This is a genomic window from Micromonospora sp. CPCC 205539 (assembly GCF_036906815.1).
Classification (GTDB): Bacteria; Actinomycetota; Actinomycetes; order Mycobacteriales; family Micromonosporaceae; genus Micromonospora.
Window position 1 is genome coordinate 63,195 of the sequence record NZ_JBAKHW010000005.1, and the last position, 14,519, is coordinate 77,713.

Genomic DNA, 14,519 nt, shown 5'->3' on the forward strand with positions numbered 1-14,519 from the left:
GAGCCGAAGCCCATCCGGTGCACGGTGCGGTCGCCGAGGGTCCCGGTGCCCGCCGGGGCGGCGGTGATCGTGTCGCTTGGCATCGGGCGACCCCAGCCAGCTCGGGTGCGCGAGCGCAGTCGGCCGCGCACCCGATACCGCGCCGAGCCGGCCTGGGTTAGATTTTCTGTGCTGGAGCGGTCGGTCCGGCGGGATGCGGCGGGCGCAGCACCGGCACCAGCGCCAGCGTCGGCACCAGCAGCAGCGGCACCACCAGCAGCGCGTGCAGCGTGCCGACCCGGTCGCCGAGCAGCCCCAGCAGCGGCGGCCCACCGAGAAACGCCGTGTAGCCGATCACCGCGACCACGCTGACCCGGACGGGCGCGTGCGCCTCCTCGTCGGCCGCCGCGCTCATCCCGACCGGGAAGCCCAGCGACGCGCCGAGCCCCCAGAGCGCGACACCGACGATGGCCACCGGCCCCGAACCGGCCAGCACGGCCAGGCCCACGCCGAGCACGGCGAGCAGGATGGTGGCGGAGAGCACCGGCAACCGACCCCACCGGTCCAGTGCGATCGTGCCGGCGGTGCGGCCGAGGGTCATGCCGACGACGAAGACGCCGAAGACCGCCGCGCCGGCCGCCTCGCTCAGGTCCCGGCCGTCCACGAAGGCGACCGCCACCCAGTCGTTGGCGCTGCCCTCGGCGAACGCCGCCACCAGCACGAAGAGCCCGATCAGCAGGGTGCGCGGCTCCCGCCAGGCGGCGAGCTGGGCTCGCCGGTTGGCGGCCGGGCTGGCGTCCTCCGTGCGCTCGGCCGGGTCGACGGCCGGCCGGGGCAGGAACGCCCGGGAGCCGAGCACGGTCCCGGTGAGCACCACCACGGCCACCGCGGCGAGGTGCGCGCCGACGGACAGGTCGAACCGGGCCGCCCCGGCGCCGATCGCCGCGCCAGCCACCGAGCCGAGGCTCCAGGCCGCGTGGAAGCGGGGCATGACGGTACGCCCCAACCGCCGCTCGACGGCCGCGGCCTCGACGTTCATGGCGACGTCGCAGGCGCCGGAGCCGTAGCCGAAGGCGACCAGCCCCACCGCGACAACGACGGCCGACCCGGCGACCGTGGCGCCCAGGCCGGCCACCGTCAGGCCGACGGCGAGCACCGCCGTACCCAGCCTCACGGTGCGGGCCGCACCCAGGCGCTGGGCGAGCAGGCCGGAGGTGGGCATCGCGAGCAGCGCGCCGGCACTCATCGCCAGCAGCAGCAGCCCGAGCCGGCCGGCGGAGAGGTCCAACGACTCACGGACCGCCGGCACCCGGGAGAACCAGCTACCGACAGCCAGCCCGTTCAGGGTGAAGGTGACGGCGACGCCGTTGCGGGCGGTCAGCACGGCCCGCGGCGGTGCCGGGGCGGTGACCGAGGGGGCGGGTGGACTGGTGGCGGCGCTCACGGGTGCAGGTCCTCTTTCCGGGGATGATCTCCTGGCACGATCGCACACCTGAGAGCGCTTCCACCACAAGCGGGATGCCCGCCCCTTACCGCCGATGGACCGGCCCGGCATGATTCCGAGTGAGGCGTTCGTCCTTGCGGACGGGTTGCCGGAGGGAGGGAACGATGACGACCGCAGCGCACCGACCGGCCACCCTGGAGGACGTCGCGCGGGTCGCCGGGGTGTCCCGGTCCACGGCCTCGCGGGTGATCGCCGGGACCGGGTTCGCCTCGCCGGCGGCCCGGGAGCGGGTCGCGGCGGCCGTCGACCGGCTCGGCTACGTGCCCAACCAGGCCGCCCGCGCACTGGTCCGGGGCGGTGGCGTACGGCTGGTGGTGGCGGTCCAGGGCACCAGCGCCGAGGTGCTGGACAACCCGTACGTCCACCGGGTGGTCGGCGCGACGGCCCGGGTCTGCGCGCCGGCCGGCATCGGGGTGGCGCTGCACTGGCTGCCGCTGGGCCAGCCGAGCCGCCTGGGGCAGCTCGCCGGGGACCGCAGCGTCTGCGGCGTGGTGCTGGTCAACACCACCGCCGAGCTGCTGGACGCCGTGCCACGGTCGCTGCGCGGCCGGGTGGCGTCGATCGGCATCGGCTCGGCCACCGTCCCGTCGTTCGACGTGGACAACGTGACCGGCACCGACGAGGTGCTACGCCACCTGTACGCCACGGGGCGCCGCCGGATCGCCATGGTGACCGGCCCCGAATGGCTGCCGTGCTCGCAGCGCCCCGTGCAGACGTACCGCCGCATGATGCATCAGGTCGGCCTGCCGGAGCGGGTGCTGCCCGGCGACTTCACCGCCGAGCGCGGCCGGGCGGCGGCCAGCGAGGCGCTGCGGCGCTGGCCGGACCTTGACGCGATCTTCGCGATCAGCGACGAGACCGCGCTCGGGGTGATCGCGGCGCTGCGCGACGACGGTGTACGGGTGCCCGGCGACGTCGCGGTGGCCGGCTTCGACGACATCCCGCTGGCCAGCATGACCGCCCCCGCGCTGACCACCGCGAGCCACCCGGTGGGCCGGATCGCCGCCGCCGCGGCGACCGCCGTGCTGGACGGGCGCCCGGTCGCGCCGGCGACCCTCTTCCCCTCCGCCCTGGTAGCCCGCGAAAGCGCCTGACCAGCCCTCCCGACAGCCGGGCCGGGTGGTTTAGCGGCAGTGGGTCGGGTAACCGCCGCGCACACGCCGTCGACAGCGAGGAGCGGTGACCCGTGTCCGAACTCGCGCCGCCGCGCCGGAAGCCGGCGGAGGACCCCCCGCACGGTCGCCTGACCGCACGGCCGCACCCGCCGGTGGCGCCGGCGCCCGCCGGACTGAGATCGATCATCGGCCCGGATGGTGAGCTGCTGGCGATGGTGTACGCCCCGGAGCCCGCGACCGACGGGACGGCGTACCGGTTGGTGCTGCTGTTGCACGGGGCGGGAGGCTCCGCCCGGCAGGGGCTGGACCTGCTGCGGCCGGTCGCGGACGCGCACCACCTGCTGCTGGTCGCCCCGCAGGCGGCGGCGAGCAGTTGGGACCTGATCGCCGGCGGGTTCGGGGTGGACGTGCGGCGCATCGACGGCTTGCTGACCAGCACCTTCGACGGCTATCCGGTACGCGACGTGACGTTCGGTGGCTTCTCCGACGGCGCCTCGTACGCCCTCTCGTTGGGCCTGGCCAACGGCGACCTGGTCGACGCGGTGCTGGCCTTCTCCCCCGGCTTCGCCGCGCCCCCGGTCACCCACGGCCGGCCGCGGATCTTCATCTCGCACGGCGTGGACGACCGCGTCCTGCCGATCGACGTGTGCAGCCGCCGGCTCGTCCCGCACCTGCACAGCCTCGGCTACGACGTCACCTTCGAGGAGTTCCCGGGCGGCCACGAACTCCCCACTCCGGTCCGCGGGTCCGCCATCACCTGGCTGACCCCGCGCCCCTGAGAGAGTGTGGGGTACTACTGGTCGATGGAGTGCAGCACCAGCCTGGCCCCGGCGCGGTCCTGAACCGAGGCGGAGTGCACCATGCAGACCAGCAGCAGCCCGTTCGTGTCGACCAGCAGATGCCGCTTGCGGCCTCGCACTTTCTTACCCGCGTCGAAGCCGATCTGCTCGCCGCCGCAGCGGACTTGGCCGACTGGGAGTCCAGCACCGCCGCGGTCGGTGCTGGGTCGCGCCCTCGGCCTGGCGGGACGAGGCGCCACGCGCAGCCCGGAACCATCACGTAGAGGATCGTGTCGGTGATCAGCCGGTGGCCGTACGTCAATGGCCGTCCACCCTTGGCCGGATCCCGTACCGGCAGGTGAGCGGATACGACCTGCCACACCGCGTCGGTCAGGGCGCCCGGCGGGCGTCATCCCCGCCAGTATTCATGTTGTCCGCAAAGACGCGATCTTGGCGGGGATGACCCAACTTCTGGCGCGAACGGCGCGCCGCACTTCCTTAGCGTGGTTGCTTGATGCTCTCGATGATTCGCGCAAAGCCTTCTTTTCCGTTGCCTGCCTCGATCTGGCGCCGGATGAGGCCCTGGACCATGGCGACTACCTCGGTGCTGATGCCCTGGTCGGAACTGGCGGTCATGATGTCGCCGAGGTCGGAGAACTCCAGACTCTGTTGCCCTTCGACGGTGTAGTCTCCGCCGTCGATGACTTCGGCGAACCCTTGCAACCCGCCGGTCATGGCGGTCAACCACGGTGCGGCCATGGCGGCGAACTCGCCCGCCGTCACGCCGGCCGGGGCGACCATGGCGGCGCCGTGCATGAATCCGGCGAACATGACGTACATGCCCGAGAGCAGGGCGAGGTCGTACAGCGACGCCAGTCCGGGATCCTCACCGAAGTAGGTACCGTCGCCCCACAGGTCGAGCAGCGGCTTGTACTGGTCGAAAACGGCGGCCGATCCGCTGTAGAAAATCGATGACCCAGGCTGACCGATCATTTCCGGGACGGCCATGATGCCGCCGTCCAGATACGCGACCCCTGCATCGGCAGCCCAGGCGGCCATCTCGCGTGACTGCTCCGGTGTCGTCGTGGTCACGTTGATCAACGTTCGTCCGGCCAACTCGTCGGCGAGCGGATCGAGCACCTCGTGGACCGACGCGTGGTCCAGCAGGCATGCGATCACCAGCCGGCTGGCCCGGACCGCTTCGCCTGCCGTGGCGGCCGCCTGCGCGCCCTGCGCAACCAGGTTGTCCGCCCTTCCCGCTGAGCGGTTCCAGACCGTTGTCGCGTGTCCGGCCTCCACCAAGGCGGCTGCGAGAGCGCTACCCATCGCGCCCAGTCCGAGAACGCTCACCTGGATGCTGTCGTTGGTTGTCATGTTTCGGGGCTCCCCTCGTGTTCGTCGTTCGGGGAGATCCTCTCCGCTGCCGGTAAGGTCGACTAGTACCGACTAATTAGTCAGGTACCCACCTGAAAGTAAGTAGGCCTTGGAGGGGCGGATGGCAACTTCAGCACGACGTGGCCCCTACTTCTGCGGGATCGACGCCGCGATGGACGTAGTCGCCGGCAAGTGGAAGTCGCTGATCCTCTGGGAGCTGCACAACTACGGGACCCGCCGGTTCGCCGAGCTCCGACGCGGTCTGCCGGGCGTCAGCGAAAAAATGCTGATTCAACATCTGCGGGAGATGGAAGAAGACGGGCTCGTGCATCGTGAGGTGTACCGCGAGGTGCCGCCGAAGGTGGAGTACTCCCTGACAGAGCACGGCGTATCCCTCAACGCCGCACTGGCATCCTTAGGGAATTGGGGCACCGAACGCATCCGGCGGATCGGCGCGGAGAAGGTTCCGGTCGACGTTGCCGGGGCAGTTCCTCGCTGAGCGCACCCGAGTTGGGACGGCAACAGACTTCTTGCACCGGTAGCGAGCAGCAAACGCGTCCCGGGAGGTGTGTGGCTGCAGCCGATCCTGACCGGGGTGCAGGTCGGTCAGGATCGACATGGTGCGGCCCGAGCCGGCCACGCTCGGGTGACGAAAGGTTCGGCGGCCAAGATCGCTCGCCGAACAACACTCTCTGACCCGCGCGCCACCGCCACCGGCGTCGATCATGGTGTTCGACGGGGCCTGGGCGGGGCCTGGGCGAGCCTGCGTCAGATCGGGGGTAGGCCCAGGGCGTCGTCGACCCGGGCGAGGACGGCGGCGTCCTCGTCGGGGTTGACGCCGCGCAGCAGGTCGATGGCCGTGGCGCGGACCTGGCCGATGATCATGGCGAGCGGGAGGGTCTGTGTCGACCCGAAGAGCTGCCCGGCGGTGTGCACGGCGGCGAGCGCCGCGTCGCCCGCCCGCGCCGCGTGCCGGTCAGCGGTCTCGTCCTGCCCATCCAGGTCGGCGGCGAGCGCTGCGCCGGCCTCCCGGACCGCCTCGGCGAGCGCGCGCAGCGCGGCGCCCAGCTCGGGCGGCACCGAGGACTGCAGGCGGCTGAGCGTCACGCTGGCGCGGGCGAGCACCCGGACGTTGCGTACCGCGTAGTCGATCTGTCGGATCGACTCGTCCACCGACCGCAGCCGGCCGATGTGCCGGCGCCGACGCAGGTTGAGCCGCAACGCCTCACCGGCGGCGAGCACCCCGTCGCGCAGCGCGTCGACCCGGGCGTCCATGCCGCGCGCCCGGGACAGCGCCGCGACCACGGCGGTCTCGTCGTGGTGGTCCAACGCGTCGGCGATGCCGCTGAGCAGCCCGGCCAGCTCGTCGAAGGTGCGGCGCACCTCGGCGACCAGCGGGGCCAGCGGGTGCCGGGCGTCGGCGATCAGGCTGACGGCGAGCGCCACGGCGCCACCGACCAGCGCGTCGACGAAGCGGAACGGCACGAGTGACCCGTCCGGTGGCGCGACCACCACGAGGTAGAGCGCGGAGACCGCGGCCTGCGTCAGCGTCACGGCGGTGGCGCCGAAGGCCACCGCGAGCAGGACGGTGAGCAGGATGACGGTGAGCACGGTCCAGGTGCTGCCCGGACCCAACGCCTGCACCACCAGGTCCGCGACCAGCACGCCGCCGGCCACCCCGAGGACGACCTCGACGGCTCGACGAACCCGCTGCCCCCGGGCCTGACCGAGAACGATCAGCGCGGCGGCCGGGGCGAAGAAGGGCTGCGGATGCTCGAGCAGCCGCGTGGCCAGCAGCCAGGCGACGGTCGCCGCGAGGGTCGCCTCCAGCACCGGCCGCCAGCCGTGCCGCAGACGCCCACCGGCGACCCGCAGCCCACCGAACCCCACCCTCGCTCACCTCCCGCAAACTCTGGCTCGCCGCCACGCGCCACCGCCATGTGCGACCGCCACGCGCCACCGCCACGCAGCGCCGGTCCAGTGACGCGCCGACAGCGGGACCGCGCAGGCTGACCGTGGCTCGCGCTACCCGAAGCGCCCCTGGCGATCGTCTACCATCGCGCGATGGTCCCCCTCACCGGGCTGCTCGACGGTCCCCGGGCTCGGGGTGCCTTCCTGCTCCGCTCGGTGCTCGACCCGCCGTACGCGGAGGTCACCTCCCGGCGAGGGCGCGCAGCAGGGTGCGAACGGCACCGGTCAGGTCGGTGCGGCTGGCCGGGCTGCCGGGTGCCGGGGCGGTGAGCGCGCCGGCGCCGACCAGCCGGTCGAAGAGCAGCCCGTCGACGAACGCGACGAACTGGTCGCCCTGCCGCTCCGGGTCGGTGGCGCCGGCCCGGGTCAGCAGGTCCCGGGCCTGGACTCGCAGGCCCGTGCCGTGGTTCAGGATGCCGCGCAGCTCGGGGCGGTGCACCGCCTCCAGCAGGCAGGCGTAGCGGGCCAACGTCCGACTGCGTCCGGCGCCCAGCCAGCGGTCGAGCACCTCGGCGATGCCGGCGGCGAGCAGGTCGAGGTCGTCGCCGTCGAGCCGCGGGCCGGGCGCGGGCGGCGGCGGCCCGGTCGGCAGGTCGTACGCCGCCAGGTCGGCCCGGTCCAGGTCGGCGAGCCGGCCCACCACGGCTTCGATCAGGGCCTGCCGGGTGCGCAGGTACGCCGACGTGGTGCCGAGCGGCATTCCGGAGCGGCCGTCCACGGCGCGGTGGGTCAGCGCCCGCATGCCACCGTCGGCGATCAGCTCGATGGCAGCGTCGGCCAGCAGCGCGATCCGGTTCGTCCGGGCCGTCACGAACCTCCCCTTCCCGTGGCGTGGTCCGGAGGTAGTATCACTCTTCTACAGGCGTAGAAGGGCGGCCGACGTGAACGACTCGCACGCGGTGGTGGTCGGCGGCGGAATCGGCGGGCTGAGCGCGGCGCTCGCCCTGCGCCGGCACGGGTGGCGGGTCACCGTGCTGGAACGCGCGCCCGAGCTGCGCGAGGTCGGGGCCGGGCTGACCCTGATGGCGAACGCACTGCGCGGGCTGGACGCCCTCGGTCTCGGCCCGGCCGTGCGCTGCGGCGACCACGCCGAGGCACCCGGCGGGATCCGCGACCGGCGCGGGCGGTGGCTGTCCCGGGTGGACGGTGCGGAGATGATCCGGCAGCTCGGCACCGCTGCCCTCGGCGTACACCGGGCCACCCTGCACCGCATCCTGCGCGACGCACTGCCGGCCTCGTCGGTGCGGACCGGCACCGACGTGGAGCAGGTGGGGTCCGGCCCGGACCACGCCGAGGTGCGCTACCGGGGCCCGGACGGCCCGCAGACCCTCGCCGCCGATCTGGTGGTCGGCGCCGACGGGCTGCGCAGCCGACTGCGCGCCCAGCTCTGGCCGGAGATCCCCGCCCCGGTGTACGCGGGCTCGACGGCCTGGCGGACCGCCATCGCGTTTTCCGAGCCGGTCCCGGCGGCGATCACCTGGGGCCCCGCGGCCGAGTTCGGCATGGTGCCACTCGGCGGCGGCCAGGTCTACTGGTACGCGGCCCTCACCGCCCCGCCCGGCGGCCACGCACCGGACGAGCTGGCAGCCGTCCGGGAGCAACTCGGCGACTGGCACGCACCCATCCCGGCGCTGCTGGCGGCGACTCCACCCGGGGTGCTGCTGCGCAACGACATCCACCACCTGGCCACGCCGCTGCCGTCGTACGTGCGGGGGCGGGTGGCACTGCTCGGCGACGCCGCCCACGCGATGACGCCCAACCTCGGGCAGGGCGCCGGCCAGGCGATCGAGGACGCCGTGGTGCTCGGCGCGGTCTGCGCCGGCGGCGCCGAGGGGCTGCCGGCCGCCCTGGCGGCGTACGACCGACTCCGTCGCCCGCGCAGTCAGGCCATCGCCCGGGCCGCCTTCCGCGCCGGACGGTACGGGCAGCAGCTCCGCAACCCCCTCGCGGTCGCGGTGCGGGACACCGCGTTACGGCTCACCCCGGCTCGGGCCGCGCTGCGCGGGATGGCCCGCTACGCGGACTGGCTGCCCCCGGCCGAGCCGAGCTGAGGTTGCTCAGCCGGCGGCGGCAGCGACGTACTCGGGTGAGGCGAGGAACTGGGTGAGAACCTCGACGGTGCCCGGCGTGTACGGGCGGCCGTCGAGCACCTGGTCACCGGGCACGAAGACGATCGCGGCACCCTCCCCGAGCACCACATCCTCCTGGCGGGCCCGGGTGGACCCCACGAAGTAGTGCATCACCCGGGCGATCTCGGGCACCGGCTGCACGGCGTACGGACGCAGCGGGCCGTCGGCGCGAAGGCCGGTCTCCTCCCACAGCTCCCGTTCGGCGGTCTGCCCCGGCGTCTCCCCCGGCTCCTCGTGCCCACCAGGCAGGCACCACACGCTCGGGTGATAAATGGCGTTGTCGTCACGCAGTTGCAGCAACAGTTGCCCGTCGGGGTCCACCAGCAGCACACACGCGATTGTGATCATCGGATCAGCCTAGCCATCGCGGCGGGGCATAAAGCTCCAGAGTAGTCAATTGCGCCGCCGCCGGCCTCAGCCGAACATGACAGGGCGCCGGTAAGATCGGCGACTGCGTTGTGACTGATCGCTGACTGCTTGTGGTGAAACTGATCACACACACTGAGCGCATGAACAGGAGAGTCAACCGCGGTAAGGCACTCCGCGTCGCGGTGTGCCTTCTCCTCCTCGCCGCGCTGAGCGGCTGCATGCAACTCAACATGGGGCTCACCGTCAACGCCGATGACACCGTCGACGGACAACTCCTCCTGACCGCCGAGAAATCGGTGCTGACCGCGCGGAACAAGAACATCCCCGCGGCCTTCGCCGAACTGCGGCAGAACATCCCCGCGCTGCCCGCCGGCGAGGAGACGACCTACAACGACGCAAAATTCTTCGGCAGCCAGATCACGTACCGCAGGGCGCCACTGAAAACGTTCGACAGCGAGAGCGTGAAACTGGTCCGGGACGGCGATCTCTACCGCTTCACGCTTCCGCTCGATCCCAAGAAATACGGCGGAAAAGTAGCCGAACAGAACCCTCAGCAGCAACAGGCATTCATGAAGCTGATGTCGTTCGAGATCTCGGTGACCTTTCCCGGCCGGGTGATCGACACCAATGGCACCATCAACGGTCGTTCGGTCAGTTGGAAGGTGGATCCCAACCAGGACAAGCCGGCCGAGCTGCGGGCCGTCGCCGAGGCACCGCCTCGACCGTCCGCCTCGCCGGCCGCCGCCAGCGACGACGGGGGCGGGTTCCCCTGGCTGCTGGTCGTCGGCGGTGTGGTCCTCCTGCTGCTGGTTCTCGCCGTGGTGGGCGTACTCCTGCTGCGTCGCCGTCGCCCGACGGCGCCGGCCGCAGCCACACCGGGCCCCACCTCGCCGGGCCCGCCCGCCGGCGCGCCCGGGCCCGGCTGATCTCTCCGGTGGCCGGTCCTGCCGGCCACGCCCGGCCCCGGCCGCCCCGCAACGACGGCGACCGGCACCGGTGCTCCCCTGCGGGAGCACCGGACCTCACCACCACCTCATCCCGGTCGCACATCGCACAAATCGAAGGGAGATCGCCATGAACGATCTCTACACCTGGGCAGCCCTGGGCAGCATCGCCGGCGCCAGCGCCGCCACCCTCCTGGCCACCAACGTCATTGGCGGGCTGATCGGCCCGAGCGGCGACAAGGCCCGCAAGTGGATCGCCATCGGCATCGCGCTCCTGCTCTCCTACGTGACCGCGGCGTTCGCCGACGAGGCCGGCGGCGAGAAGTGGGTCATCGCGTTCTTCAACGCGCTGGTCATCTTCTCCGCCGCGCTCGGCATCAACCAGATCCCGCCCGGCAACCGGCAGGCGACCCAGGCGTCGCCAACCCAGGTCGCGCAGAACCGCGAGCCTCGCTTCGTCCGCTCCTGGGTCTGAGGGGATGACGTCATGATCTTCGGAATCATCAGCACAGTGGTGCAGGTCGGCTTCGGCGCCCTGTTCGGCTACCTCGCTGGCGGCACGATCGGCCTGCTCGTCGGCGCCGTCGTGGGCCTGCTGGTCGGCGCGGTCTTCGGCTGGGCGATCACCTCCGCCGGGGTGTACGCCTCGGACGCGCGCGGCATCCTGCTCTTCGTCGTCGACCACACCTGGAGCCTGCTGAACACGTTCATCGGGGCCATCTACCTGGCCGTACACCTGCTCTTCGGGCACTCCCTGGACCGGCCCACCTCGGCGGGCAGCGGCCGGGTAAGCGTGGTGGAGGGGGTCTCGCCCCGCTACGCCACCACCATCGGCACCGTCTGCGCCGGCTCCAGCTCGGGCATCCAACGGCACGAGGACGTGCACATCTTCCAAGGGCGCCTCCTCGGCCCGCTCTACATCCCACTGGTGCTGGCGAACTACGTGCTGTTCACCATCGCACCGGTGTGGCTGCTCTACCACGACCACGCCAACGCGCCGATCAACCGGTTCACCCGGTACTTCGAGATCGGCGTCTACCCGCACGTCTGGAACGAGGCCATCGCGTACCGGATCCAGGGGACGCCACCGCGATGAGCACCGACGGGCGCGGACCGATCGAGGCGGCCACCGCCGCGCTGACCGCCTGGCTGGCCAGCGCGGCGGGGGAAACCGTCCCGATCGGCCCGCCCCGTACCGACGGCGATGCCGGCGGGCTCACCCTCTGGCCGCTGGAGTTGCGCCCCGCCCGGCAGACCCGCTCCAGCGGCGCGGTCCGCGAGCCGTACCGGTTCACGGTCCGCTACCTGCTCTGCGCGACCGGGCCGGCCGGGCTGCCCGGGTTGGACCGGGTGCTCACCGCCGCGACCCGCGACGGCAGCTACCCGGTGGTGCTGGAGGCCGGCGAGGCACCGATGTGGACCGCGTTCGGCAGCGCGCCACGTCCCGCACTACTGATCGACGTGCCGGCCCAGGTGGACCACCCGACCCCGGCCGCACCGCCGGTGCTGCAACCGCTGCGCCTGCGGCAGATGGAGCTCCGGACCCTCACCGGCCGGGTGGTCGGCACTCAGGACCAGCCACTGGCGGCTATGCGGGTCGAACTGCCCGGCACGGCGACCGCCACCCGCACCGGTCCCGACGGCCGATTCCTGATCGTCGGTGTCCCGCACGACCCCGAGCACCCGGGCCCGGTCCGGCTTCGGCTGACCGGGCACGGCCTCGTGCTCACCGCCGACGTCGACCCCGCCGAACCCGACCTGGTCATCGTCTGCGCGCCACCGACCCACTGACGCTCACCCGCACAGGAGGACCGATGCCCAGCTACTTCTCCCCCGGCATCTACGTCGAGGAGGTCCCCAGCGGCGCCCGACCGATCGGACCGGCGAGCACCAGCATCGCCGCCTTCGTCGGCGTCGCCCCGGACCGCTCCGCCCAACTGGGCAGGGCGGTGCCGGTCAACAACTGGACCGAGTTCCTGCGGCTCTTCGCCGGCGGGGAACCGGCGGAGAGCACCCCCCTCGCCCGGGCGGTCTTCGGCTTCCTGGACAACGGGGGCGCCCGCTGCTGGGTGGTCAACGTCGGCGAGGGCGGCGCGATCACCGGGACCGGGCAGCGGCGCGGCGGCCTGCAGTTGCTGGAGGCGATCGACGAGATCTCGATCCTGGCCGCGCCCGGTTTCCACGACGTGGTGTCGCACGAGGCGCTGCTGAGCATGGCCGAGCGGACCCGCACCATGGTGGCGATCTGCGACCCCGCACCGGACATCGACGACATCTCCGCGCTGACCAAGGTCGCCACGCCGTCCTCCGGCAAGCCTCCCAAGCCCGCCGAGGGAGCCGGCTCGTCCGGGTCCGGCTCGGGTTCCGGCGGTTCGGCCAGCGCCGGGGCGTCGGGCGGATCGGCGGGCGAGGGTACGGCGTACCGGCCCCGGCAGTCCGAGTTCGGCACCTTCTACTACCCGTGGATCCGCGTCCGTGACCCCATCACCGGGGAGTTGGAACTCACCCCGCCGAGCGGGCACCTGGCCGGCATCTGGGCTCGCACCGACGCTCTGCGCGGGGTGCACAAGGCGCCGGCCAACGAGCCGGTACGCGGCGCGGTCGACCTGGGCTACCTGGTCACCCGACCGGAGCACGACGTGCTCAACCCCAAGGGCGTCAACGTGATCCGCTACTTCGCCGGCGAGGGCATCCGCGTCTGGGGCGCCCGTACGCTCGCCGCCGAGGCCAGCGAGTGGCGCTATCTCAACGTACGCCGACTCTCCATCGCCATCGAGCAGGCCATCGCCAACGGCACCCGGTGGATGGTGTTCGAGCCCAACGACTTCACGCTCTGGCGCTCCATCCGGCGGGACATCGGCGCGTTCCTGACCCGGGTGTGGCGCGACGGCGCGTTGCTGGGCCGCAACGAGGAAGAGGCGTTCTTCGTCAAGTGCGACGAGGAGACCAACCCGGTGGAGGTCCGCGACGCGGGCATGGTGATCGCCCACATCGGTATCGCCGTGGTCAAGCCCGCCGAATTCGTGGTGTTCAAGCTGAGCCAGTGGGCCGGCGGCACCGAGACCGAGACGATTGGAGGCTGACATGCCGCCCACCACAGCCACCCCCCAGCCGGGCGCGCCGGTCGACCCGTACCGGGCGTACAACTTCCGGCTGCTCATCAACGGCGTCACCAACGGCCACTTCACCGAGATGAGTGGGCTGGAGCTGAACATCCCCGGGCAGCCGTACCGGGAGCACGGCCTCGGCCGGATGCGGATGGTGCCGGGCCAGGCCGAGTACGAGCCGGTGACGCTGCACTTCGGGCTCACCGCCTCCCGGGAGCTCTGGGACTGGGTGAACGCCACCGCCAAGGGCACGCTCAGCCGCCGCAACGTCTCGGTGGTGCTGCTGGACTCCGTGGGCACCGCCGAGGTGCTGCGCTGGAACCTGATCGACGCCTGGCCGACCCGGTGGCGCGGCGCGCACCTCAACACGCTGAGCCACGAGATCGCCATCGCATCGCTGACGCTGCGCTACGAGGGTCTGGAACTGGAGTCCGGCGGTGCCACCGCGCCGACCCCCGCGTAGCTGGCTGGCCGGCCGACTGCGCTCGGCGGCCGGAGCGGTGCAGCGCCTCGCCGGCCGCGTCGAGCCCGCCGGCCCGGTCGGGCACCAACCGTCGGACGCCCTCGTGGCGGCGCCGCGCCGCTCCGGGGAACCACCGCGGCACTGGCTGGACCTGGTCGCCGCGCACGCCCCCGGCCTGCTCCGTGACCTGGAACTCGAGGACCCCTCGACCGGGCCTGTCGGCGGCCTGACCGAGGGCGGGCGCAGTGACCGCCCCGGCGTCGACGGGCCGGCGGACTGGGCGGGGTCCGCCGGCCAACCGGGCTCGGGCGCTGATCCGTCGTCCGAGCCCGGCGGGCCCGGCGGGTACGACGCCCGTGGGCGCGCTCGTGGTGCTCGCGCACTGGGGAGCGCGGGCGGGTTCGGGTGGTGGCAGCCGACGAGTGCCAGGAGGTCGGACAGGTCGTCCGGGGCGGCCGACGGGCTCGGTGGTGCCGGGCACGGTGGCGCCGCTTCGGGCGGCAGCGGCCTGCCCGGTGGCGCCGGCTCGTACGGTGGCGCCGGCAGGCTCGGGGCGGCTGGCGGCTACGGCGCTGGTGTCGACGGCACCGGTGCGGCGTTCGACGGGGCGGAGGGGTTCGGCACGCCGGACGGCACCGTGGCCGGCCGATCGAGGTCGGCCGGAATGCGCTTGCGCCGTCGGTTCGACTCGCCGACCGGGTTCGGTTCGTCGACAGGACCGGGTGGGTCGGGCGGGGTCGGTGCCGTTGGCGGGCTGGCGGGTGCCGGACGGGCGGGAGAAGCCG

At 72.7% G+C, this 14,519-nt stretch carries 16 protein-coding genes and 1 pseudogene; 10 read left to right on the forward strand and 7 right to left on the reverse strand.

The features are described from left to right. Positions 1-157 precede the first annotated feature (157 nt). Positions 158-1,423 carry an MFS transporter gene (locus tag V6V47_RS06745; RefSeq protein ID WP_334627146.1) on the reverse strand — a complete coding sequence of 422 codons (1,266 nt, stop codon included), beginning with the start codon at positions 1,421-1,423 and terminating at the stop codon, positions 158-160. Positions 1,424-1,587: 164 nt separating this feature from the next. Between V6V47_RS06745 and V6V47_RS06750 the strand changes: the two genes are divergently transcribed. Both V6V47_RS06750 and V6V47_RS06755 read left to right on the forward strand, forming a co-directional pair. Further along, a complete protein-coding gene (locus V6V47_RS06750) occupies positions 1,588-2,577 on the forward strand; it encodes a LacI family DNA-binding transcriptional regulator (RefSeq protein WP_334627147.1) in 990 nt (329 codons plus the stop codon). Between the two features lie 92 nt (positions 2,578-2,669). Beyond that, a complete protein-coding gene (locus V6V47_RS06755; protein ID WP_334627148.1) occupies positions 2,670-3,377 on the forward strand; it encodes an alpha/beta hydrolase in 708 nt (235 codons plus the stop codon). A gap of 14 nt (positions 3,378-3,391) precedes the next feature. On the opposite strand, the gene V6V47_RS32685 is transcribed toward V6V47_RS06755, so the two are convergent. From V6V47_RS32685 to V6V47_RS06765, 3 genes and pseudogenes are all read right to left on the reverse strand, one after another. Further along, the gene (locus V6V47_RS32685; protein ID WP_442934196.1) at positions 3,392-3,637 is read right to left on the reverse strand and encodes a transposase; all 246 of its coding nucleotides are present in this window, start codon (positions 3,635-3,637) and stop codon (positions 3,392-3,394) included. Further along, positions 3,622-3,759: pseudogene (locus V6V47_RS32690) on the reverse strand (transposase); the annotation flags it as partial. The gene V6V47_RS32685 and the pseudogene V6V47_RS32690, both read right to left, overlap by 16 nt. A gap of 116 nt (positions 3,760-3,875) precedes the next feature. Beyond that, positions 3,876-4,751 (reverse strand): NAD(P)-dependent oxidoreductase, encoded by an 876-nt coding sequence (locus V6V47_RS06765; RefSeq protein WP_334627150.1) that lies wholly within the window; start codon positions 4,749-4,751, stop codon positions 3,876-3,878. Between the two features lie 121 nt (positions 4,752-4,872). On the opposite strand from V6V47_RS06765, the gene V6V47_RS06770 reads away from it, so the two are divergent. Continuing rightward, positions 4,873-5,250 carry a winged helix-turn-helix transcriptional regulator gene (locus tag V6V47_RS06770; protein ID WP_334627152.1) on the forward strand — a complete coding sequence of 126 codons (378 nt, stop codon included), beginning with the start codon at positions 4,873-4,875 and terminating at the stop codon, positions 5,248-5,250. 269 nt (positions 5,251-5,519) lie between these two features. Here the strand turns inward: V6V47_RS06770 and V6V47_RS06775 are convergent, their stop codons facing one another. Together V6V47_RS06775 and V6V47_RS06780 are read right to left on the reverse strand one after the other, a co-directional pair. Then, positions 5,520-6,641: an FUSC family protein gene (locus tag V6V47_RS06775; protein WP_334627153.1), complete on the reverse strand. Its 1,122-nt coding sequence runs from the start codon at positions 6,639-6,641 to the stop codon at positions 5,520-5,522. Positions 6,642-6,903: 262 nt separating this feature from the next. Then, the gene (locus V6V47_RS06780; RefSeq protein WP_334627154.1) at positions 6,904-7,533 is read right to left on the reverse strand and encodes a TetR/AcrR family transcriptional regulator; all 630 of its coding nucleotides are present in this window, start codon (positions 7,531-7,533) and stop codon (positions 6,904-6,906) included. A 70-nt stretch (positions 7,534-7,603) separates the two neighbouring features. Here V6V47_RS06780 and V6V47_RS06785 point away from each other — a divergent pair, with 70 nt between their 5' ends. Then, positions 7,604-8,773, forward strand: a complete 1,170-nt coding sequence (locus V6V47_RS06785) for an FAD-dependent oxidoreductase (protein ID WP_334627155.1) — start codon at positions 7,604-7,606, stop codon at positions 8,771-8,773. A gap of 6 nt (positions 8,774-8,779) precedes the next feature. Here the strand turns inward: V6V47_RS06785 and V6V47_RS06790 are convergent, their stop codons facing one another. Continuing rightward, entirely contained in the window at positions 8,780-9,199 is a 420-nt protein-coding gene (locus V6V47_RS06790) for an NUDIX domain-containing protein (RefSeq protein WP_334627156.1), read from the reverse strand. 131 nt (positions 9,200-9,330) lie between these two features. Between V6V47_RS06790 and V6V47_RS06795 the strand changes: the two genes are divergently transcribed. The 6 genes from V6V47_RS06795 to V6V47_RS06820 all read left to right on the forward strand — a co-directional run bounded on the left by V6V47_RS06795 (position 9,331) and on the right by V6V47_RS06820 (position 13,734). Beyond that, positions 9,331-10,146, forward strand: coding sequence for an LppM family (lipo)protein (locus V6V47_RS06795; protein ID WP_334627157.1), 816 nt, complete (start codon positions 9,331-9,333; stop codon positions 10,144-10,146). Between the two features lie 148 nt (positions 10,147-10,294). Beyond that, entirely contained in the window at positions 10,295-10,639 is a 345-nt protein-coding gene (locus V6V47_RS06800) for a hypothetical protein (RefSeq protein ID WP_334627158.1), read from the forward strand. 12 nt (positions 10,640-10,651) lie between these two features. Then, positions 10,652-11,260, forward strand: a complete 609-nt coding sequence (locus V6V47_RS06805) for a glycine zipper family protein (protein WP_334627159.1) — start codon at positions 10,652-10,654, stop codon at positions 11,258-11,260. Next, the gene (locus V6V47_RS06810) at positions 11,257-11,955 is read left to right on the forward strand and encodes a carboxypeptidase-like regulatory domain-containing protein (RefSeq protein ID WP_334627160.1); all 699 of its coding nucleotides are present in this window, start codon (positions 11,257-11,259) and stop codon (positions 11,953-11,955) included. The genes V6V47_RS06805 and V6V47_RS06810 overlap by 4 nt, the downstream gene beginning before the upstream one ends. A 23-nt stretch (positions 11,956-11,978) precedes the next feature. Beyond that, complete coding sequence (locus V6V47_RS06815; RefSeq protein ID WP_334627161.1) at positions 11,979-13,247, forward strand: phage tail sheath family protein; 1,269 nt, start codon at positions 11,979-11,981, stop codon at positions 13,245-13,247. 1 nt (position 13,248) lies between these two features. Next, a complete protein-coding gene (locus V6V47_RS06820) occupies positions 13,249-13,734 on the forward strand; it encodes a phage tail protein (RefSeq protein ID WP_334627163.1) in 486 nt (161 codons plus the stop codon). Positions 13,735-14,519 lie beyond the last annotated feature (785 nt).

What these genes read in the sequence shown, in the direction of transcription:
- V6V47_RS06770 (WP_334627152.1), top strand. Translation starts at nt 4,873, where the DNA reads ATGGCAACTTCAGCACGACGTGGCCCCTACTTCTGCGGGATCGACGCC.
- V6V47_RS06750 (WP_334627147.1), top strand. Translation starts at nt 1,588, where the DNA reads ATGACGACCGCAGCGCACCGACCGGCCACCCTGGAGGACGTCGCGCGG.
- V6V47_RS06810 (WP_334627160.1), top strand. Translation starts at nt 11,257, where the DNA reads ATGAGCACCGACGGGCGCGGACCGATCGAGGCGGCCACCGCCGCGCTG.
- V6V47_RS06790 (WP_334627156.1), bottom strand. Translation starts at nt 9,199, where the DNA reads ATGATCACAATCGCGTGTGTGCTGCTGGTGGACCCCGACGGGCAACTG.
- V6V47_RS06800 (WP_334627158.1), top strand. Translation starts at nt 10,295, where the DNA reads ATGAACGATCTCTACACCTGGGCAGCCCTGGGCAGCATCGCCGGCGCC.
- V6V47_RS06805 (WP_334627159.1), top strand. Translation starts at nt 10,652, where the DNA reads ATGATCTTCGGAATCATCAGCACAGTGGTGCAGGTCGGCTTCGGCGCC.
- V6V47_RS06815 (WP_334627161.1), top strand. Translation starts at nt 11,979, where the DNA reads ATGCCCAGCTACTTCTCCCCCGGCATCTACGTCGAGGAGGTCCCCAGC.
- V6V47_RS06765 (WP_334627150.1), bottom strand. Translation starts at nt 4,751, where the DNA reads ATGACAACCAACGACAGCATCCAGGTGAGCGTTCTCGGACTGGGCGCG.
- V6V47_RS06820 (WP_334627163.1), top strand. Translation starts at nt 13,249, where the DNA reads ATGCCGCCCACCACAGCCACCCCCCAGCCGGGCGCGCCGGTCGACCCG.